This window comes from Streptomyces parvus, assembly GCF_014648875.1.
GTDB lineage: Bacteria > Actinomycetota > Actinomycetes > Streptomycetales > Streptomycetaceae > Streptomyces > Streptomyces parvus.
Map to the genome: position 1 here is coordinate 336,207 of NZ_BMRY01000001.1, position 20,401 is coordinate 356,607.

The window sequence follows — 20,401 nt, forward strand, 5'->3', positions numbered from 1 at the left end:
GCACTATCCCTTCACGGCGCCGGAAGTCAGGCCTGCGGCCATCTTCTTCTGGATGATCATGAAGAACACGACGACGGGGATGGCGATCATGGTCGATGCGGCCATGAGGGCTCCGTAGTCCGTTCCGCGCTCGGTCGTGAACGTCATCAGCCAGACGTTCAGCGTGTACTTGGAGTTGTCGTTGATCAGGATGTACGCGAAGAGGTACTCGTTCCACGCGTTCACCAGGGCGAAGATCGACGCGGCGGCGAGCCCGGGGGCGAGCAGCGGGAAGATCACCCGGCGGAAGGCCTGGAAGCGGGTGCAGCCGTCCACCATCGCGGACTCCTCCAGCTCCACCGGGATGTTCACGACGAAGCCGCGGATCATGATGGTGGCGAAGGGCAGCGTGGAGACGAGGTAGACGACGATCAGGCCCCAGTACTCGTCGATCCCGCCCATCGCGTTGAGCTGGGCGTAGATGGGGATGAGCATCGCGGTCGGCGGCAGCATCTGGACCAGGATCATGATCAGGACCAGGGCCTTGCGGCCGAAGAACCGGAACCGGCCGATCGCCAAGGCCGCCAGCGTCGCGATGATCATGCCGCCGACCACCGCGGTGACCGCGACGATCAGGCTGGACTGGATGGCCGTGCCGAAGTTCGGCTGCTCGGTGGCCCGGACGAAGTTGTCGAAGGTGATCGACGTGGGCCAGAGCGTCTGGTCGTAGCTGCGGATCTCCCGGTTGGGCCGCAGGGCGCTGATGACCAGCCAGTAGACCGGGAAGACCATGACCAGGGCGATGCCGAGGCCGAGGATGTCGAGGTGGAGCCGGCTCTTCTTGCGGTCGGGCCGCAGCGCCTGTGTCGTCTGGGTCGTGCTGCTCATTCGACCTCTCCCGTCTTCATGAGCTGGCGCAGGTAGTACACGGCCACGCCGGACAGCAGCAGCACCGTGATGAGGGCGATCGCGGTGCCCTGGCTGAAGGAGGTGGACTCGAACGCCTTGGAGTAGGAGTAGAGGCCGAGGGTCTCGTACTCCGGCTCGGGCTTGTTGCCGCGCAGCAGCCAGATCTGGCCGAAGACGTTGAAGTCCCAGATCACCGAGAGGGTGGCGACCATGGTGAAGACCGGCTTGATGACCGGCCAGGTGACGAACTTGTAGATGCCGTAGGCACTGGCGCCGTCGAGGGCGGCGGCCTCCTCCAGTTCCTTGGGGACCTGGGTGAGGGCGGCGTACAGGGTGACGACGACGAACGGGATGGCGCCCCAGACGACCAGCAGCGTGATGATGCCGAAGCCCTGGACGGGGTTGAGGTACCAGTTGTGTCCGAGCCAGTCCTCGCCGACGACCTTGGCGATCAGGGTGTTGATCAGGCCGTAGTCGGAGTCGGCCATGAAGCGGAAGATCGAGGCGGCGACCATCAGCGGCATGGACCAGGCGGCGATGAGGCAGGCGGTGAGCACCAGCCGGACCCAGGTGGAGAGCCTGCGCATGAGCAGGGCGACCAGCAGCCCGATGCCCATGGTGAGCACGACGCAGATGGCCATGAAGACGACCGTGCGGAAGGTGACCCACCAGAACTCGGAGTCGCCGAGGATGTTCGTGAACTGCTCGAAGCCGACCCAGGGGGCCGGCTCTCCCGACCACAGCTCGCGGCGGCCCATGTCCTGGAAGGACATGACGACCGTCTTGCCGAGGGGGTAGAGGTAGACGGCGGCGATCGCCACGATCGCCGGGAGGATCAGGAAGTAGGGGAGGAGTTCACCCTTCTTCCGCTTCCTCTTCTGCACCCGGGGCGCATCGTCGTCGTGGGACGACTTCCCGATCGCCTGCGGGTCGGGGGGTACGGGGACCGGCGGCCCGGCGGCCTTGGTATCAGCGGCAGACACGTGGCTGACCTTCCATCGCGGGTCCGGGGCGGACCCCGGAATTCACGGCATGCATTTGCGGGAAAGGAGCGGGGGCCCGGCACAGGTGCCGGGCCCCCGCCTGGCGATCGGAAGGTCAGGATTCCTTGTTGATCAGCTCGTTGATCTTCTCGTCGGCCTTCTTGCTGGCGTCGGCGACGGAGGCACCCTTGACGATCTCCAGGAGCATGTTCTGGAGGATCTCCTCCTTCTCCACGGAGGCCCAGCCCGGCGCGATCGGCGTGAACCAGGCGTCCGGCACCGCGTTGGCGATGGCGGCGGTCTCCGGCTTGGCCTTCAGCGGCTCAAGCTGCTTCTCGTTGTTGGGGAGGATGTTCTTCGACGCGAGGACCTCCATGGACTTCGCGTTGGTGAAGAGGGAGATCCACTCCTCGCCGAGGTCCTGGACCTTGGACTTGGAGATGGTCGCGAGGTCCGAGCCGCCGATGAAGGACGGGAGGGCCTTGCCCTCGGGGCCGGGCATACCGGCCGTGGCGATCTTGCCCTCGAGCTTCGGGTTGCCGTTCTCGCCGGTGGTGACGCTGCCGGCCTCCCAGGCCTGGCCGTAGATGACCGCGGCCTTCTCGTTGGCCATGACGTTGGCGTGGTCCTGCTCGTCCTTCGTCACGTCGGCCTTGTTGTACTTCTTGACCAGGTCGACGAAGTGCTGGAGGCCCTTCTGCGCCTCGGGGGTGGAGAGCGCGGCCTTCCACTCCTTGCTGCCCTCGTCGTACGTTGCTATCTGGCCACCGTAGGCGGCGACGTACGACATCGCGGCGTACCAGTAACGGCCCGGGAAGTAGAGGGAGGAGGCGCGCTTGTCCTTCTTGCCCAGCTCGGCGTCGACCTTGTCCATCGCGGCGAGGAACTCGTCCTCGGTCTGCGGGAGGGCGTCGCTGCCGGTGCCGGCCTTCAGCATGTCCTTGTTGTACACGGCGAGACGGGCGCTCGCGTAGTAAGGAACGCAGTAGGTCTTGCCCTCGAAGGAGCACGTGTCCTTCAGACCCTTGATCCAGGTGTCCGAGTTCTCGTACTTCTTGGGGTCGATTTCTCCGAGCGCACCATTGAGGATGTACTGCATCGTCTCGGTGTTGCCGAGTTCGACAACGTCCGGGAATTTGTCGCCACCGAGGGAGGTGTCCAGCTTCTTGACCTTGTCGGCCCACTGCTGGTACTGAACCTTGACCGTGACGCCCGGGTACTTCTTGTTGAACTCGGCGTTGACGTCCTTGACCAGCTCAGGCCAGGTGGACTGGGCCTCACCCATGAGCCAGACGGTCAGGGTTTCCTTGCGGTCCTTCGGGTCGGCGGACGAATTCTTGTCGTCCGAACCACACGCCGCGACCGAAACCAACATACCCGCGACACCGATCGCCGCGATGAGCTTGCGCTTCACGTCAAACCCTCCTCAGGGATGCTGCAACCCCACCCACCGCGAAGACATTCGACGAGTTCTGCTGGGGCTGGACCTGGTCTTTAATGGTTTAGACCAGTACCGGGAGCTTGGCCTAGACCTTTAGGGGTGTCAAGGGTGTATAAGAAGTGCACTCGCGTCCGTTATAGGACCGACACCTAAGGGAGGGCGACGACCCGTGACCGGACCGTGCCACCATGTGAGCCGCGACAGACGGAGGAGCCGGTGACGGCAGCAACGCAAGCGTCGGGAAGGCGGGCCATGAGTGCCGACGGGGGCAGTACGGGGAGCGAGACCGGTACGGGTACGCGCACGGCGCGCGTACCGAAGTACTACCGGCTCAAGCGGCATCTCCTCGACATGACGGACACCCTGCCGCCGGGCACCCCTGTGCCGCCCGAACGCACCCTGGCCGCCGAGTTCGACACCTCGCGCACCACCGTGCGCCAGGCCCTCCAGGAACTGGTCGTCGAGGGCCGGCTGGAACGCATCCAGGGCAAGGGCACCTTCGTCGCCAAGCCGAAGGTCTCCCAGGCCCTCCAGCTCACCTCGTACACCGAGGACATGCGCGCCCAGGGGCTGGAACCGACGTCCCAACTGCTGGACATCGGCTACGTCACGGCGGACGACACCCTCGCCGGTCTGCTGGACATCTCGACGGGCGGCAGGGTGCTGCGCATCGAGCGGCTCCGGCTCGCCAGCGGGGAGCCGATGGCGATCGAGACCACACACCTTTCGGCCAAACGCTTCCCTGCGCTGCGCCGTTCGCTGGTGAAGTACACCTCGCTCTACACCGCACTCGCCGAGGTGTACGACGTCCGTCTCGCCGAGGCGGAGGAGACCATCGAGACCTCGCTCGCCACGCCCCGGGAAGCGGGGCTGCTGGGCACCGACGTGGGTCTGCCGATGCTCATGCTGTCCCGCCATTCGGTGGACGGCCAGGGCGAACCGGTGGAGTGGGTGCGCTCGGTGTACCGGGGCGACCGCTACAAGTTCGTGGCGCGCCTCAAGCGCCCGACGGACTGAGAGCCGCAGCCTCCGGCACGACGGACACAGGGCGGTGGCCCGGGGATCGTTTCCCCGGGCCACCGCCCTTTTTCGGTCACGCCAGGGCGTGTATCGAAAGTCCCGCCCGCCCCGCGACGCCTGGCACGCCCTCGGGAGCGTCAGCGCAGCTCGGGGTCCATCTCGATCACGCTGTACGGGTACGGGAGCGTCTGGTCGCTCGCCGTGGTGAGCAGGTCCGCGTCTGCCGGGTCCAGGTCCAGGTCGGCTGCGCCCAGGTTGGTCTCCAGCTGCTCCAGGGTGCGCGCGCCCACGATGGGCGCGGTGACGCCGGGCCGGCCGAGCAGCCAGGCGAGGGCCAGCACCGGCACCGCCAGGCCCGTGCGTCCCGCGACCTCGTGCAGGGCGTCCAGCACCCGCCAGGTGCGCTCGTCGCCCTCGTACGCGCTCCAGGACTCGCCCCAGCCGAGCCGCTCGGCGGTCTCCACGCGGGTGCCCGTGGGCGGCCGTTCCGCGCCGCGCCGGATCGCGCCGCTCAGCCAGCCGCCGCGCAGCGGGCTCCACGGGATGACGCCGAGGCCCTCGTTGCGGCTGACCTCCAGCAGTTCCCACTCGGCGGAGCGGTCCAGCAGGTTGTAGAGCGGCTGGAGGGCGGTGAAGGGCTCCCAGCCGTTCGCACGGCTGAGGTCGACGGCCTTCTGGAGCTGCCAGCCGGAGAAGTTGCTGGCCCCGATGTAGCGCACCTTGCCGGAGGTGACCAGGGCGTCCAGCGTCGCCAGGGTCTCCTCCAGCGGGGTGCCGGGGTCCCAGGCGTGCACCTGGTAGAGGTCGATGTGGTCGGTGCCGAGCCGGCGCAGGCTCGACTCGACCCCGGCGATCAGGTGGTTGCGGCCCAGGCCGCGGTCGTTCTGGCCTTCCCCGGTGCCGTACCGGACCTTGGTGGCGATCACCACGTCGTCGCGGCGCTGTCTCTTCAGCCAGCGGCCGAGGATCTCCTCGGAGGCTCCGGCGGAGTAGATGTCGGCGGTGTCCACGAAGGTGCCGCCCGCCTCGGTGAAGCGGTCCAGCAGGGCGTGGCTGGTGGTCTCGTCGGCCTCACGGCCGAACGTCATGGCGCCCAGGCAGAGTTCACTGACCCGCAGGCCGGTCTTGCCGAGGTAGCGGTAACGCATGGTGGGTTCCTTCGTCGTGGTGGTGGACACGGAGGCCGGCCGGGGGCCGTTCGTCCGGTTCGGCGAGCGACACGGACACCTCCTGGACGCAGTGGTCGGACAGCCCGCGCGGATCGCGGAAGCGGTAGGTGTGGACGCGGGCGCCCGGTGTGCTGAGCACCCAGTCCAGCCGCCACCAGCGCAGACCCGGGCGAGGCTGCCAGGAGACGGGGCAGAGCTTCCCGGCCAGGGCGACGGCATCGGAGCCGAGGCGGGCGATGCGGCGGGCGTCCCCGATCGCGGCGGTGGTGTTGAAGTCCCCGGCGATCAGGGCCGGATGGGGGCAGCCGGCGACGTCCGCGAGGAGTCCCCGGTACTCCTGCCGCCGGTCGGCGGCCCGGGAGCGGACCGCGCGGTAGAAGTCTGCGCGCAACGGGCTGATCAGCCGCAGCTGTACCGGGATGTGGACATTGAACATGGCGAGAATCCGACCGTCGCCGGGCATCTCCAGATCCACCCGCAGGGTCCGGCGGGCGGCCGTCTCGAGGGTCGCGGCGACCGGAAGGCGGGAGAGGGTGATCAGGCCGCGGGCGATGACGGCCTCGTGACCGGGGAAGGCCGCGCGCAGCCGCCGCTCGTCGTCGATCAGCCGGTAGGTGCCGTTGAACCGGTCGTGGTGGTACTCCTGGAGGAGGTAGACGTCGGCGTCGAGCTCGCGCAGGAAGGCGTAGAACGGCTCGGGGTCGGTGCTCTGGCACCAGTGCTGGGTGTTCCAGGAGACGACGCGCACGGCCCCGTCCGGCGGCGGGCGGCGTGCTCCCCGGACCAGTGCGCCGGGCACCAGACCGGACTGCCGGGCCCCCAGCAGCAGAGCCGCGGCCGCCACCGCTCCGGCCGCGAGGTCCCCCGTCGCCCCGGCGAGCACCAGGAGCAGGGCAGGGACCGCGACGAAGAGGGGCGGCGGCAGCAGCGAGGGCAGCAGCCAGAACCACCAGCGGCCGTTGAGGGCGAGGTGGGCGGCGAGGAATCCGGCCCAGGCGGCCGCCGCCCACAGGGGCCATCCCCCGGCACCGACGGCCGCGGCGGCCAGGGGTTCCGACTCCGTCACGCGCGGGCTCCCTGGGCCCCCCGGAGCGCCCCGGCCTCCCGGAACAGGGCGTCGTAGGCGTCCAGGCAGTGGTCCGTCCCGTACCGGGCGCGGGCGGCACGGCCGCCCTCGGCGCGGCGCTCCGGCGGGTAGGCGGCCACCTCGCGCAGGGCCGCGGCCAGGGCGTGGGCGTCGCCGGGCGGGAAGAGACGGCCGAAACCCGTCTCCGTCACCGGGACGCGCATCCCCGGGGCGTCGCTCGCGACCGAGGGGACGCCGAGCATCATCGCCTCCGCCTGCGAGATGCCGAAGGACTCCTCGGCCACGGACGGGAGGGCGAAGGCGTCCAGCGAGGCGTAGAAGCCCGCCACCTGCTCGTCGTGGAGGAAGCCGGTGAAGCGGATGCGGGGGTCGTCCCCGGCCCGGGTGCGCAGCGCCCCGACGACGCTGCCGCCGGCGACCTTGGAGTAGTCCCCCGCGATGAGCAGCCGGGCCTCGGGGTCCGGGAAGGTCCGGAAGGCGTCGACCAGGTGGTGCAGCCCCTTCTCCGGGGCGATCCGGCCGAGGAAGCCGAAGTGCGGGCCCGCCGTCTCGCGGAAGGCGGCGGGCGCGGGCTCGCGCTCCCGGCAGGGCGGGGCGATGGAGAGCAGACGGCGCTCGCGCATCAGGGGCCAGTGGCGTGAATGCTCCGCGTGGTCCACGTTGTTGACGACGACGGCGGAGGAGCGGCGCAGCGCCCCGGCGACCGAGGCGTCGACCACCTTGACCTGGAGCGGGGCGAGCGCGCCGCCGGCCAGCCAGACGTCGTCGTGGTGGGTGGCGACGACCGGGGTGTCTCCGGCGAGCCGGGCGACGATCCCGGCCTCCAGCATCGGCAGATGGAGGTTGACGACCCGGGAGGCGCGGGCGATCCGTCCGGCGAGCGGGGCGAACGCGGGGCTGACCACACCCCGTCCGATGCGGGCGACGACCGGGGCGCGGAACACCTCCACGCCGTTCACGGTCTCCCGCGCGGGATGTCCGGGTTCGTGGCGGCAGGCGACGACGGCGACCCGGCGGCCCCGCGCGGCCAGCCCTTCGGCGACCGTGCGCGCCACTTCGGTGAGCCCGCTGGTGTACGGGAGGTAGTAGGTGAGCACGATCGCCGCGTCGAAGCGGGGCGAGCGCGCGGAGCGCCGGGTCATGACCGGTCCTTCTCGGTGGCCGGGGCGGTGGTAGCTCCGGAGGTGGGCAGGGAGAGGTCCAGCTCGATCAGCCGGTGGGTGGAGAGCGCGGCGGGCGGGTCCTGGACGGACTGCCGGTGCAGGTCGACCCGGGGCGACACGAACGCCCAGTCGAGCCGCCAGAGGGCCGGGCCGCTCACCGGGAACGTCGCCGGGTACACCGAGTCCCCGGCGTCGGCGGCGTCCCGCAGCCCGTCGAACCAGCGCAGGTCCCCGGTGCCCGGCAGCACGTTGAGGTCCCCGGCGAGGACCACCGGGTTCTCGTTGGCGTCGAGGTCGTCGCGCAGGGCCCGGAAGTGGCGGTCGCGGCGGTCGGAGAGCTGCCGCACGGAGCGGTGGTAGGCGGCGGTCAGGGGGTTGCGGTCGACGTTCAGCAGGTCGGGCAGGTGCGTGTTGTAGAGGGACAGGGTCTCGCCGTCCACGTCGATGTCGGTGCGCAGGACGCGGATGTTCCAGTAGTCGGCCCAGGAGGTGTCGGGCGGGGCGAGTCCGTCGGGCCGCAGCGCCCGCACCGAGGTGATCGGGAAGCGGGACAGGGTGAGGAACTCCCCCTCGGCGGCGATGTGGAAGCCGGGGAACTCCCTGCGGATCCGGGCCAGATCATCGATCGGGGCGGGTTCGTCGCCCCGGGCGTTCTGGTACTCCTGGAGGAGGTAGACGTCGGCGGAGTGGGACTTCAGATAGGCGTAGAAGGCGTCGGTGTCGCTGTCCTGGTCCCAGAAGAAGGTGTTCCAGTTGACCACTTTCAGGGCATCCGGGGGTACGGCCGGCTGTCCGCGCAGCAGCGCCCCGGGGTGCAGCCCGGTCTGCCAGGAGCCCAGCAGGAGCGAGACCAGGACGACGCCCACGGCCGCCCGCCGCCGGTGGCGGATCAGCGCGGCCGGGATCAACAGGACGAGCGGGAAGAGGAGATGGAGGACGGGCGGGGCGAGACCGAGCCCGTTCCAGGCCCACCACCGGCCGCTGAGGAGCGCGCGGGCGGCGACGAACAGGGCCCAGAGCACGGCGACGGCGAGCAGCAGCCTGCCCGGCCAACGGCGAACTCGCTCCTCCCGTTCGGCCGGTGTGCCCGGGTCGGCCGCGTCCGGGTCCGCGGGGGCGGCGCTGTCCGCCGCCAGGGTCCCCGTCACGGCGTGGCCCGTACCGCGGCGAGGTGCGCGCCCGGCTCGTACAGGCGCCGGAAGCGGCGCGAGGCCAGCCACTGGAGGGCGCCGACGCCCGCGCCCGCCGCGATGACCGCGTTGACGACGGTGTGCGCGAAGGCGAAGTAGGCGGCGAACAGGGGGCCCCGGCGGCGCAGCACGAAACGGTACAGAGCGGTGTCCGCGAGCAGGGTGAGGGCGAGCAGAGCGGCCGGGACGAGCAGCCAGGGCGCGGCGATCAGGCCGAGCGGCAGGGTGAGCAGGGCGAGCAGGGCCGCGATGCTGGCCCCGGCCCGGGGCCCGGTGGCGATGCCGCCGGGCAGGTCGCCCCGGCGCACGTACAGCGGTATGTGCAGCCGGGTGCGGTGGAAGACCTTGCGCAGCACGACCCGCCAGGTGTCGTCGTGGTCGTGCCGGCCCCGGACGGCGGTGGAGCTGTGGACCTCGTAACTCCGGCAGATGCGGGCGGCGTAGTCGCCGTCCTCGGTGTGGCGCAGCCGGGGGTTGAAGGGGCCGATCTCGGCGAAGACCCGGGCGGGCATGGCGCAGATCGCGGTGTGCAGGGTGCCGATGCGGCCCTCGGTCTCGGCCAGCCAGTAGAACTGGTGCAGGCAGCGGTACTCCTCGATCAGGCTGTCGCGGATGAGGGGTTCGGCGTCGTAGGTTCCGCAGACCGCGCCGATGCGGGGGTCGGAGTCGAGCAGGGCGACGGCGTTGGCGATCGCGTCCGGTTCCATCGCCACGTCGGAGTCGACGAACACGACGATCTCGCCCCGGGCGTGGGCCGCCCCGGTGTTGCGGGTGGTGGCGACGCCGCTGTTGACGCCGGTGCTGATCACCCGGACCCCGCAGGCCTCGGCGACGGCGACGGAGTCGTCGGTGGAGCAGTCGTCGACGAGCAGCACCTCCAGGGGCTCGTAGGTCTGGGCGAGGGCGGCGCGCAGGCAGAGTTCCAGGGCGCGGCCGTAGTTGTAGTTGGGGATGACGACGGAGACGAGGGGATGCTTCCGGTTCATGGGTCGCCTTCGGGCGGTCGGAGGGGTGGACGGGCGGGCCGGACGGGCGGGGCGGACGGGCGGGGCGGACGGACTGATGAGGCGCACGGCCGGGCGGGCCGGACGGAGACGGTCAGCCGGAGGGGTGCGTGAGGAGGGCGAGGGCGACGAGGACCGCCCACAGGCCTGCGTTGACGAGGGTCGCGCGGTCCCGGAAGAGGACGTGTACGGGGTTGCCGCCGCCCTCCTCGACCAGCAGGAGCTGGAGGTAGCGGGCGAGGCCGAAGACGGCGCAGGGGGCGGAGAGCAGGATGACGAAGGAGGCCCCGGTGGCGAGGGCCGCGTCGTCGCGGAGGTAGAGGACGTAGCTGACGGCGGTCAGCACGGCGACCAGGACGACCAGGTGGTCGAGGAAGGCGAGCGTGTAGCCGCGCAGGGCGGGGCGGTGGGCGCGGCCCGCCGCCGTCATCTCGTGGCGCCGTTTGCCGAGGGACAGCATCAGGCAGAGCGAGAAGACGCAGAGCGCCAGCCATTCGGAGAGCCGGCCTCCGATGAGCAGCGCCCCCTGGAGGAGCCGCAGGACGAAACCGGTCGCCACGATGAAGGCGTCCACCAGGGGTACGTGCTTGAGCCCCTGGGAGTACGCGAGGCTCAGCGCCAGGTAGAGGGCGGTGGGCCACCACTGCCAGGCGGGACCGGCCACCGCCCAGCCGGTCAGCGACAGGGCGAGGAGCCCGGTCAGGACGGTGGCGGAGGCCGGGGAGACGCGGCCGGAGGCGATCGGGCGGTGGCGTTTGACCGGGTGCAGGCGGTCCCGCTCCCGGTCGGCGAGGTCGTTGACGACGTAGACGACGGCGGAGGCGAGGGTGAAGCCGAGGATCGCCCAGCCGGTACGCAGGAGGTCGGCGGCCCCCCAGGGGTGGGTGTCGAGGAGTGCGAGCGGGACGACGGCCAGGTTCTTCACCCACTGGCCGGGGCGCACCAGCGCGAGCAGGTCACGGGGACGGCTGCGGCGGTGTTCCTCCGGTACGGCGGTGGGGGCGGCGGCCGTCACCGGCCGGTCGTGGGCGGGCTGGGACAGAGCGGCGAGTTCGGCGGGCTTGGACAGAGCCGTCAGGTCGGCGGGTTCGGGTTCGGGCGGGACTGCCACCACGCGCAGGGGCGCGGGGGACGACCGGGTGATGTCCACGGCAGGGCTCCAGGGGATCAGAAGAAGACCTTGGCCAGGCCGAGCGCCCCTTGGCGCCACGGGTCCCGGCTGGTCCGGCCGGCTCCGGGAGCGGGGGCGCCGCCCCGCCGCTGGGTGCGCCACCACGCGTAGGTGGAGAGGATCGCGTCCTGGTTGGAGAGCGCGGGACGGAAACCGAGCCGTTCGGTGGCCCGGGCGATGTCCACGTAGCTGTCGTCGAGGAGCTTGAACAGCAGCCGCCCGTAGACCGGGGAGAGCTTGGTGCGCTCCAGAGCGCGCAGGACCGCGAGTGCCGGTGCTGCCGGCAGCGGGACCACGCGCTTGCCGTGCCCGGCCGCGTCCAGCACGGCCTGGAAGTCCTCGCGCAGGGTGCCGAACTCGGCGGCGCCCAGGTTGTAGACGTCGTTCGCGACCTCGGGCGGGGCGTGCAGGGCGAGCACCACGGCGTCGACCAGGTCGGCCATGCCGAACATCTGGATGCGGACGTCGCCCCGGCCCAGGACGGGGAAGTTGCGCCGTTCCTCGGCCCATTCGAAGAGCATCGAGAAGAGGCCCATCCGGCCGGGTCCGAGGAAGGTCTTGGGCCGCAGGACCGGCAGGCACATCCCGCGCCCCCGGAACTCCTCGCAGACCTCCTCGGCCTCGGCCTTGGCGCTGCTGTAGGGGTCGACGGGCTCGCGGGGGTGGTCCTCCGGGGTGGGGACCCGCTTCGGAAGCCCGTAGACGGCGGTGGAGGAGATGTGCACGACCCGTTCGACGCGGGCCCGCCGCGCGGCGGTCAGGACGGCCCGGGTGCCGTCGACGGTGATCGAGCGGATCTGGTCGACGGGGTAGGAGGGCAGGGCGGCGGCGCAGTGCACCAGCGCGTGGGCTCCGTCGAAGGCGCGGGCGAGCGCGGCCCCGTCACGGATGTCGGCGACGATGTGACGGGCGCCGGCGGGCGGGTGGGGGTCCTCGCGCAGGTCGATGCCGACGACGTCGTGGCCGTCGGCGGCGAGCCGGGCGACGAGGTGGGAACCGAGCATGCCGGCGGCGCCGGTCACGGCGATGGTCAGGCCGCCCATCGGGACACCGCCTTGTCCTTGAAGAAGGCGGTGAGAAGCCGGTTCATGCCCTTGGCCAGGGTCCGGTCGAAGGCGTCGAGGAAGATCTCCACCTCGTCGGGGCCCGCGACCAGGGAGGGGGCGGCCACCAGGGGGCTGCGGCCGTTGAGCGTGTAGTACATGTACACGTTGTGGTCGTGGTACATCGCGTTGACGACCGCGCAGGTGATGACCTTGGTGCGCAGCAGCGGGTCGCGGGCGAGGCCGCCGGGGGCGATCTTCGCGGCGAGGTCCAGCAGGCGGGGGCCACCGTCGAGGAAGACCCCGTACAGGGCACCGGCGCCCCGGACGTCGGCGATGAGGTCGGGGTACTGCTTGCGCAGCCTCTCCAGGCCCGGCTTCAGAACGCGTTCGATGGCGCGGGCGCGGGCCGGGTAGTCGTCCTCGACCGCGATGTTGACGGCTTCCAGCGCGGTGGCGGTCTCCTCGCCGAACCCGTAGTAGGTGGTGCTGGTGGACTGGAGCATGGCGTCGCCGAGGCTGTCGTAGGCCGTACGGAAGACCGGCTCGCGGGCGACGAAGGCGGAGATGGAGGACTTGCCGCCGCCGAAGGACTTCGAGGTGGTCACGACGTCCGGGACCAGGTCCGGGTAGCGCATGAAGTGGAAGAGGCTGCCCGTCTTGCCCCACCCGGTGTAGATCTCGTCGAAGATCAGCACGATCTTCTCGGCGGTGCACAACTCCCGCAGCCCGCGCAGGAATTCCTCGGAGCACTCCGTCATCGTGGAGGCGGAGAAGGGCTCGATGAGGATCGCGTAGACGTCGCAGCGCCCCTTGGCGTCGCGGGCCCCGGCGACGGCCTGCCGTACGGAGTCGAGGTCGCCGTACCGGAATGCGGAGACACCGGGGATGCCGGGGAAGGCGAAGGCGTTCTGGGCGCTGCCGGTGAGGCTGCCGGAGCCGAGCAGCTTGCCGTGGAAGCTGATGTCGGCGTGCAGGATCTGCCGGCGGCGGCCGCCGTGGTACTTGTACGCGAGTTTCACCGCGCCCTCGACGGCCTCCGCCCCGGAGTTGGGGAAGAAGGAGAGGTTGAGGTCACCGGGCAGGAGCCGGGCGAGGTTGTGGCCGAGGGCGGCGATGTAGGGCGAGAAGTAGGTCTTGTGGACCTCCATCCGGCGCTGTTCCTGGAAGCGGCGGCGGGCGCCGAGGATCCGCGGGTGGTTGTGGCCGTGGTTGAGGACGCCGACGCCGCCGGTGAAGTCGAGGATCCGGCGGCCGTCCCGGGTGTGGATCCAGGACCCTTCGGCGTGGTCGACGAGTTCGCGGCCGAAGCCGAAGGAGGTCATCAGGGAGACCTGGCTCTTGTTGACGTGGGACCGGTACAGCTCGTGCACCTGGCTCGTCGACAGTCGTTCGCAGTCGTCCACGGTGAGCAGGGGGGTTGCGTCGGGGGTCATGCGGCTCCTTCCCGGAGCGCGGGTCGGGGGGCGGGCAGGGGTCCGGCGGCGCGGGCCCAGGCGAGAGCGGCGCCGGTGGCGGCGACCTCGCTGAGCACGCAGACGAGCCGGCTGGCGATGACGGCGGCGGTGGCCGCGGAGAGCGGCATGACCGCACCGAGGGGGGCGAGGAGGACGAGCTCGCGCGCTCCCCAGCCGTCGGGCAGAACAAAAGCGAGGCTGCCGGCGACGGTGGCCAGGGCGAAGCCGCCGACGCAGACGGGCAGGGAGAGCAGCGGCGGTGCGCCGAGCAGGACGGCGATGACCCACAGGTGGAGCCCGGAGACCGCCCAGGAGGCGCACGCCCAGCCGATGGAGAGCCGCAGGGCGCGGGGCGAGCTGTCGGCGGCCCCGGCGGGGCGACGGGCCAGCCGCATCGTCCACGCGACGAGCCGGCCCACCCAGCCGGGCCGGGCCACGGCCGCCGCCGCGACCAGCACGAGCGGGGCGAAGACCCAGGCTCCCGTGCCGAACACGGCCGGGGCGACGAGGAGTCCGGCGGCGGCCCCGGTGGTCATCCCGATGACGAGGCCGAGTCCGAAGGCGGCGATCATCCGCTCGGGGGCGATGCCGACGGCCTTGCCGAGTTGGACGTGGGCGAGGACGCCCCAGATGCGTCCGGGGACGAATTTGCTGATGACGCCGATGAAGAAGATGCGGGCGGTGTCGCTGGTACGGGCGGGGGAACCGCCGTCGACGACGAGGACCCGCCAGGAGAGCATGGACAGGACGAGTCCGGCGGCGTTGGCGACCAGGGCCGCGCTCAGCAGGAGCACTCCCCCGGGCCGGCCGGCGGCGTCGGCCAGCTCCGTTCCGGCCGCGCGGAGCGAACCGCCGACGGCGAAGGCGGTGGCCGCGACGAGGACGAGCGCGGCGGCGGGACGCAGCAGCCGGGCCCATCGGGAGGGACGGGGCGCGGCCTTCGGCGCCGCCCCGCCCAGGAGTCCGTCTTCCGGCGGCAGGCCCCCGGACCGTACGACTTCGGCCTCGGCTTCCGGCGACACGGCCCCGGACCGTACGGCTTCGGCCTCGGCTTCCGGCGACACGGCCCCCGACCGTACGACTTCGGCCTCGGCTTCCGGCGACGCGGCCCCGGACCGTACGGCCTTGCGCAGCGCGCTCCTCGGCCGTGCGGCTTCCGGCTCCTGGTTCACTCCGGCGCTCACGGTGCCGCCGCCGGGGCCGGATCGTCGCTGCGGGCGCGGCGGCCCCGCACCGAGGGGCCGAAGCGCGGGTCCACCAGCCAGCGCACGCCGCCCGCCACCGCGCCGAGCACGAGGGCCAGGTGCACCGCGAAGTGCAGCGCGGTGAAGCGGAGCAGGAAGAGCCGCCCCTCACGGCGCGCCACGAAGCGGGACAGGCCCACGTCCGCCAGGGCGAAGGCCACGGCGCAGGCGAGCGGCACCGCGAGGAGCCAGGGGGTGAGCAGGGCGAGCGGGAGCGTGAGCGGGACCAGTCCTGCGGCGAGCACGCCGCCCGTACGGTTGGCCCGCAGTCCGCCGCCGCGCCGGCGTTCCACGGCGGCGACGGGGATCAGGAGCTGGGAGCGGCGGTACTGCTCGGCGAGCATCGGCAGCAGCCGGTCCACGTCGTCGTGGCGGCCGGTCACCCGTTCGCTGAGCCGGATGCGGTGGGTGGCGGAGAGGCGGTCGCTGTACTCGACGTCCTCGGAGTCGCGGAGGTTCTCGTCGAAGGGTCCGGTGGCCTCGAAGACGGAGCGCTCGATCGCTGCCAGTGCGAAGAAGGCGGTGCCGACGACTCCGGCGCTGCGGCGTCGCCAGAAGTGCGCGTGCAGGCAGTGGTAGACCTCCACCGGACCGTCGTCGAAGAGCGGTTCGGGGTCGAGGACGCCGTGGACGCAGCCGGTCTCCGGATCGTCCATGAGCAGGTCGACGGCGTTCTCGATCGCGTCGGGGGCCAGGGCGATGTCGGAGTCGAGGAAGAACAGCACCTGCCCGGAGGAGGCGGCGACGCCCAGGTTGCGGGCGGCGGAGACCCCGCCGTTCTCCGGGCGGGCCACCAGGACGCACGGGAAGGTGCGGGCGATGTCGCGTGAGCCGTCGGTGCTGGCGTCGTCCACGACGACCACGTCCAGCGGGCGCAGGGTCTGGGCGTAGACGGACTCCAGGCAGGCCCGCAGGGTCTTCTCGTAGTTGTGGTTGGGGATGATCACTGACACGGAGGGGCGCTCCCGTGGCATGGCGGGTCCGGTCCTTTCGGTTCGGGGGATCGGTGCGGGCCCGGGCGGGCGGACACGCCGCCGAGTGCGGCCGGCCGCCAGTCGAGGGAGGAGGGCCGGGCGGCGCTCAGGGCGGCCAGGAGGTGTTCCAGCGCGGCCAGTTCGGCCTGGAGGGGGTCGGGGCTCTCCATGTACAGCGCGGCGCGGACCGTGCCGTCCGGGCCCTCGACGACGTACAGATGAACCGGTCCGGGCGTGTGCGGGCCGGCCCGGACGTGCCGGGAGCGCAGCCACCGGGCCAGGTCGCGGGCTGTCCACCGGTCGGTGCGCGGAGGCCCGTTGCGCACGAGGAGCGCGGTCACCAGGAACACGGAGGCGTCCCGTTCCCCCGGGTCACCCCCAGGAGAAGCCGTCCCGGGCCGAGGCGCCGCACAGGGCCGCGCCGAGGGCGGGAGAGCCGGCGGCCGGCGCGTGGCGGGGGGCGGGGACGGGGAACGCACGCATGGGAGGACTCCTCGGAACGTAGCGGTGTGTGAATGACTTGTGACGGCTAGATCCTGTCGCCATCGCCACGCCGGGGGCCACGGTTACCGGGTGGCCGAAAGCTGCGGGGCAGCAGAGTGCCAGCCGCAGGAATGGCCTCACGGGGCCCGCTGCCTGGGACGATGGGGTGGCGGCAGCAAACTGCCAGGCACCTTGCGGCCATCCGCCGTCGGCCTCGGGGCACCGTGCTGCCTTTGCCGGGGCACGCCGGTTCCGGCCATGCACGCCCCGCTGCGCCCATCCATCCCGTGGACCTGGTCTATACCTTCACAACACACCGCCCCTACACTCGCGCCCGGTGCTGAAGGGGCGTCCCGCACCGGCGTGCGGGGACGGCGTGACATCTGCGGGGGAGCCAGGGATGTTAGAGGTACTGGGGCTGGACGCGCGGACGGAGCTGGTCTACCGGCTCGTCCTGGAGGAACCGGAACTGCGGCTCGACGAGATCGTGGCGCGGCTGGGGCGGAGCGAGGACGATGTGCGCCGGGCCCTGGACCAGTTGGCCGAGCTGTGTCTGCTGGACGACGGCCCCCACGGTGCGGAGCAGGGCCCGCCGGTCTTCCGGGCCCTGGACCCGGCGGCCAGCCTGCCGTTCCTCCTCTCCCGCCGGGAGGCCGAACTGGCCCGGCAGCAGCGGGGGCTCGAAGTCGCCCGGGACGCGATGTCGGTCCTCACCACGGACAGGGGGCGGCGGGCCGGTGGCGGATTCGACGTCGTCAAGCGGCTGGAGGGACTCGACGCGGTACGCGAGCGGCTGACCGAACTGGCCGAGCTGGCCAGGGCGGAGTGCCTCTCGCTGCTGCCCGGCGGCGCGCAGTCCCCGGACACGCTGGAGGCGAGCTGGCCTCTCGACCGGCGGGCGCTGGAGCGAGGGGTGCGGCTGCGCAGCATCTACCAGGACAGCTTCCGCAACGACCCGCCGACCCTGCGCTACGTGAACCGGCTGGGGTCGCTCGGTGCGGAGAGCCGGACGCTGCCGACGCTGCCGCTGGTCATGGTGGTGGTCGACGGCGAGGTCGCGCTGGTGCCGCTGGACCCCGACGACGGGCGGGCGGGCGCCCTGGAGTTGCGCAGCACGGGGGCGGTCGCGGTGGCCCGGATGCTGTTCGAGCAGCTGTGGGTGAACGCCACCCCGCTCGGCTCCGCTCCCGCCCGTGACGGCAACGGGCTGACCCCGCAGGAGGACGAGTTGCTGTCGCTGCTGGCGAAGGGGCACACGGACGCGACCGCGGCCCGCCGCCTGGGGGTGTCGCTGCGCACCGTGCGCCGGATGAACGCGGAGCTGACGGCCCGGATGCAGGTCCGCAGCAGGTTCCAGGCGGGTGCGGAGGCGGCCCGGCGGGGCTGGGTCTGAGCGGCCCGCACCGAGTGAACCGGGTCGGCGTGCCGCCCGTGTCCTGTTGCGACACATCACCGTTGCCGGACCGCAATGCGGACAGGGGGTGACGCTGGCCGGACGCGTCCCATAGATTTCCTGCCCATCGCACCGGTGATCAGCGAGGGGACGGAGCACCACATGGCGGAATCGCCCACACCAGCACCACCTGCCTCACCAGCGGCGGGGCGGCGAGGGCCGACCCCGAAGTCCATTGCCGTCTGGAGCCTGGTCGCCCTGGCCGGCGCCATCGGCTGGGCCACGCTCGCGCTCTCGCGAGGTGAGGAGGTCTCGGCCGCCTGGATGCTGGCGGCGGCCCTCGGTTCGTACGCGATCGCGTACCGCTTCTACTCCCGGTTCATCGCCAACCGGGTCCTGAAGGCCGACAAGAACCGCGCGACCCCGGCCGAACGGCTGGACAACGGTGTCGACTTCCATCCCACCGACCGCCGGGTGCTGTTCGGCCACCACTTCGCCGCCATCGCGGGCGCGGGCCCGCTGGTCGGTCCGGTGCTCGCCGCGCAGATGGGATATCTGCCCGGCACGATCTGGCTCGTCGTCGGCGTCATCTTCGCCGGTGCCGTCCAGGACATGGTGACGCTCTTCTTCTCGACCCGCCGCAACGGCCGTTCGCTCGGTCAGATGGCGCGCGACGAGATAGGGCCGGTCGGCGGGATCGCCGCCCTGGTCGCGGTCTTCATCATCATGATCATCCTGCTCGCGGTCCTCGCGCTGGTCATCGTGAACGCGCTCGCGCACTCGCCGTGGGGTGTCTTCTCCATCGGCATGACGATCCCGATCGCCCTCTTCATGGGTGTCTATCTGCGCGTCCTGCGGCCCGGCAAGGTCAGCGAGGTCTCCTTCATAGGCGTCGCGCTGCTGCTGCTCGCGATCGTCTCGGGCGGCTGGGTCGCCGAGTCGTCGTGGGCGGACTTCTTCACGCTGGAACCGGGCACCCTGGTCATCTGGATGATCGTGTACGGGTTCCTCGCCTCCGTGCTTCCCGTGTGGCTGCTGCTGGCCCCGCGTGACTACCTCTCCACCTTCATGAAGGTCGGCACGATCGGGCTGCTGGCCCTCGGCGTGGTCGTCGCGCTGCCGACCCTGAAGATGCCCGCGGTCACCGACTTCGCCTCCAGCGGCGAGGGCCCGGTCTTCGCCGGTTCGATGTTCCCGTTCGTCTTCATCACCATCGCCTGCGGCGCGCTGTCCGGCTTCCACTCCCTGGTCTCCTCCGGCACCACGCCGAAGATGGTCCAGAAGGAGACGCAGATCCGGATGATCGGCTACGGCTCCATGCTGGTCGAGTCGTTCGTGGCGATCATGGCGATGATCGCCGCCTGCATCATCGACCCCGGCCTCTACTTCGCCATCAACGCGCCCGTCGGTGTGATCGGCGACAGCGTCCAGTCCGCGTCCCAGGCCGTGGCCAACTTCGGCTTCACCATCACCCCGGACGCCCTGGCCCAGGCCGCCGCGGACGTCGAGGAGGCGAGCCTGCTCTCCCGGACCGGTGGCGCGCCCACGTTCGCGCTCGGCATGGCGGAGATCTTCTCCGCGGTGGTCGGCGGGACCGCGATGAAGGCGTTCTGGTACCACTTCGCCATCATGTTCGAGGCGCTCTTCATCCTGACGACCGTGGACGCCGGGACCCGGGTCGGGCGCTTCATGCTCCAGGACATGCTGGGCAACGCCTACAAGCCGTTCCGCGAGGTCAGCTGGAAGCCGGGCGTCTGGTTCGCCAGTGCCGTCGTCGTCGGCGGCTGGGGCTACTTCCTCTGGGTCGGCGTGCACGACCCGCTGGGCGGCATCAACCAGCTCTTCCCGCTCTTCGGCATCGCCAACCAGTTGCTGGCCGCCGTCGCGCTGGCCGTCTGCACCACCCTGCTCGTCAAGTCCGGCCGGCTGAAGTGGGCGTGGGTCACCGCGGTCCCGCTCGCCTGGGACGTGGCGGTCACGCTCACCGCGAGCTGGCAGAAGATCTTCTCCGACGACGTGAAGATCGGCTTCTTCGCCCAGCGCGACAAGTACCAGGCGGGCATCGACGCGGGCGAGGTACTGGCCCCCGCGAAGTCCATGGACGACATGCGGACCGTCGTCACCAACTCCACGGTCGACGGGGTGCTCAGCGCGCTCTTCGCGCTCCTCATCATCGTGGTGCTCGTGGACGCGGGCCGGGTCTGCTACAAGGCCATCCGCGACCCGGAGAGCGTCAAGCTGCACGAGGCACCGTACGTCGAGTCCAAGCTCGTCGCCCCGGCCTCGCTCTTCGCCACCAAGGAGGAGAAGGCCGAACTGGCCGCCGCCGGCCTCGGCCCCGAGGGCGGCATCCGCAAGGAGCCGGCGGGGACGGGGAGCCGGTCATGACGGTGGCGGACGTACGACGGGTGGCCGGACGGATCCGCTGGTACGTCCGTGAGCTGACCGGCGAGTCCACGTACGACCGCTATGTGGCGCACACGAAGGCACACGATCCGGAGGCACAGGTGATGACCCGCCGCGCCTTCGAACGCAGCCGCACCGACGCCCGCGAGGCGGATCCCCGCGAGGGCTTCCGCTGCTGCTGAGCACCGCCGGCCGGTCAGCAGCCGTGGACCCGGGCCGTCGCCTCTCCCTCCGGGGAGCGGGCGGCGGCCCGGTCCGCTGTCCGGCCCGCACGTCTCCCCGGTG

The 20,401-nt window shown here is 71.4% G+C and carries 18 protein-coding genes; 4 read left to right on the forward strand and 14 right to left on the reverse strand.

Annotation, left to right across the window (positions count from 1 at the left end; translation table 11 throughout):
• Positions 1-3: 3 nt before the first annotated feature.
• From IE140_RS01440 to IE140_RS01450, 3 genes are all read right to left on the reverse strand, one after another.
• Positions 4-867, reverse strand: coding sequence for a carbohydrate ABC transporter permease (locus IE140_RS01440; protein ID WP_032763231.1), 864 nt, complete (start codon positions 865-867; stop codon positions 4-6).
• Complete coding sequence (locus IE140_RS01445) at positions 864-1,871, reverse strand: carbohydrate ABC transporter permease (RefSeq protein WP_032763232.1); 1,008 nt, start codon at positions 1,869-1,871, stop codon at positions 864-866. Before IE140_RS01445 ends, IE140_RS01440 begins: the two co-directional genes overlap by 4 nt.
• A gap of 115 nt (positions 1,872-1,986) precedes the next feature.
• Positions 1,987-3,285, reverse strand: coding sequence for a sugar ABC transporter substrate-binding protein (locus tag IE140_RS01450; RefSeq protein WP_032778833.1), 1,299 nt, complete (start codon positions 3,283-3,285; stop codon positions 1,987-1,989).
• 279 nt (positions 3,286-3,564) lie between these two features.
• Here IE140_RS01450 and IE140_RS01455 point away from each other — a divergent pair, with 279 nt between their 5' ends.
• A complete protein-coding gene (locus IE140_RS01455) occupies positions 3,565-4,329 on the forward strand; it encodes a GntR family transcriptional regulator (protein WP_006127478.1) in 765 nt (254 codons plus the stop codon).
• Between the two features lie 140 nt (positions 4,330-4,469).
• Here the strand turns inward: IE140_RS01455 and IE140_RS01460 are convergent, their stop codons facing one another.
• The 11 genes from IE140_RS01460 to IE140_RS01510 form a co-directional block, all read right to left on the reverse strand.
• The gene (locus IE140_RS01460) at positions 4,470-5,480 is read right to left on the reverse strand and encodes an aldo/keto reductase (RefSeq protein ID WP_093442963.1); all 1,011 of its coding nucleotides are present in this window, start codon (positions 5,478-5,480) and stop codon (positions 4,470-4,472) included.
• Complete coding sequence (locus IE140_RS01465; RefSeq protein WP_150194828.1) at positions 5,437-6,567, reverse strand: endonuclease/exonuclease/phosphatase family protein; 1,131 nt, start codon at positions 6,565-6,567, stop codon at positions 5,437-5,439. Before IE140_RS01465 ends, IE140_RS01460 begins: the two co-directional genes overlap by 44 nt.
• Positions 6,564-7,730 (reverse strand): glycosyltransferase family 4 protein, encoded by a 1,167-nt coding sequence (locus IE140_RS01470; RefSeq protein ID WP_150194830.1) that lies wholly within the window; start codon positions 7,728-7,730, stop codon positions 6,564-6,566. The genes IE140_RS01465 and IE140_RS01470 overlap by 4 nt, the downstream gene beginning before the upstream one ends.
• Positions 7,727-8,899 carry an endonuclease/exonuclease/phosphatase family protein gene (locus IE140_RS01475; RefSeq protein WP_150194832.1) on the reverse strand — a complete coding sequence of 391 codons (1,173 nt, stop codon included), beginning with the start codon at positions 8,897-8,899 and terminating at the stop codon, positions 7,727-7,729. The genes IE140_RS01470 and IE140_RS01475 overlap by 4 nt, the downstream gene beginning before the upstream one ends.
• On the reverse strand, positions 8,896-9,927 hold the full coding sequence (locus IE140_RS01480) for a glycosyltransferase family 2 protein (RefSeq protein ID WP_032778825.1): 1,032 nt from the start codon (positions 9,925-9,927) through the stop codon (positions 8,896-8,898). The genes IE140_RS01475 and IE140_RS01480 overlap by 4 nt, the downstream gene beginning before the upstream one ends.
• 112 nt (positions 9,928-10,039) lie before the next feature.
• The gene (locus IE140_RS01485) at positions 10,040-11,095 is read right to left on the reverse strand and encodes a UbiA prenyltransferase family protein (RefSeq protein ID WP_150195198.1); all 1,056 of its coding nucleotides are present in this window, start codon (positions 11,093-11,095) and stop codon (positions 10,040-10,042) included.
• Between the two features lie 17 nt (positions 11,096-11,112).
• Positions 11,113-12,159, reverse strand: coding sequence for an NAD-dependent epimerase/dehydratase family protein (locus IE140_RS01490; protein WP_032778821.1), 1,047 nt, complete (start codon positions 12,157-12,159; stop codon positions 11,113-11,115).
• Positions 12,147-13,595: an aspartate aminotransferase family protein gene (locus IE140_RS01495; protein ID WP_150195200.1), complete on the reverse strand. Its 1,449-nt coding sequence runs from the start codon at positions 13,593-13,595 to the stop codon at positions 12,147-12,149. The genes IE140_RS01490 and IE140_RS01495 overlap by 13 nt, the downstream gene beginning before the upstream one ends.
• Positions 13,592-14,800, reverse strand: coding sequence for a lysylphosphatidylglycerol synthase domain-containing protein (locus IE140_RS01500; protein WP_229826663.1), 1,209 nt, complete (start codon positions 14,798-14,800; stop codon positions 13,592-13,594). Before IE140_RS01500 ends, IE140_RS01495 begins: the two co-directional genes overlap by 4 nt.
• Positions 14,797-15,807: a glycosyltransferase family 2 protein gene (locus IE140_RS01505; protein ID WP_093442975.1), complete on the reverse strand. Its 1,011-nt coding sequence runs from the start codon at positions 15,805-15,807 to the stop codon at positions 14,797-14,799. Before IE140_RS01505 ends, IE140_RS01500 begins: the two co-directional genes overlap by 4 nt.
• On the reverse strand, positions 15,804-16,184 hold the full coding sequence (locus IE140_RS01510) for a hypothetical protein (protein ID WP_093442977.1): 381 nt from the start codon (positions 16,182-16,184) through the stop codon (positions 15,804-15,806). The genes IE140_RS01505 and IE140_RS01510 overlap by 4 nt, the downstream gene beginning before the upstream one ends.
• Positions 16,185-16,717: 533 nt before the next feature.
• On the opposite strand from IE140_RS01510, the gene IE140_RS01515 reads away from it, so the two are divergent.
• The 3 genes from IE140_RS01515 to IE140_RS01525 all read left to right on the forward strand — a co-directional run bounded on the left by IE140_RS01515 (position 16,718) and on the right by IE140_RS01525 (position 20,298).
• Positions 16,718-17,710 carry a helix-turn-helix transcriptional regulator gene (locus IE140_RS01515; RefSeq protein ID WP_100561441.1) on the forward strand — a complete coding sequence of 331 codons (993 nt, stop codon included), beginning with the start codon at positions 16,718-16,720 and terminating at the stop codon, positions 17,708-17,710.
• 162 nt (positions 17,711-17,872) lie between these two features.
• Positions 17,873-20,098: a carbon starvation CstA family protein gene (locus tag IE140_RS01520; protein ID WP_093442981.1), complete on the forward strand. Its 2,226-nt coding sequence runs from the start codon at positions 17,873-17,875 to the stop codon at positions 20,096-20,098.
• On the forward strand, positions 20,095-20,298 hold the full coding sequence (locus tag IE140_RS01525) for a YbdD/YjiX family protein (RefSeq protein WP_032763256.1): 204 nt from the start codon (positions 20,095-20,097) through the stop codon (positions 20,296-20,298). Before IE140_RS01520 ends, IE140_RS01525 begins: the two co-directional genes overlap by 4 nt.
• Positions 20,299-20,401: the final 103 nt, after the last annotated feature.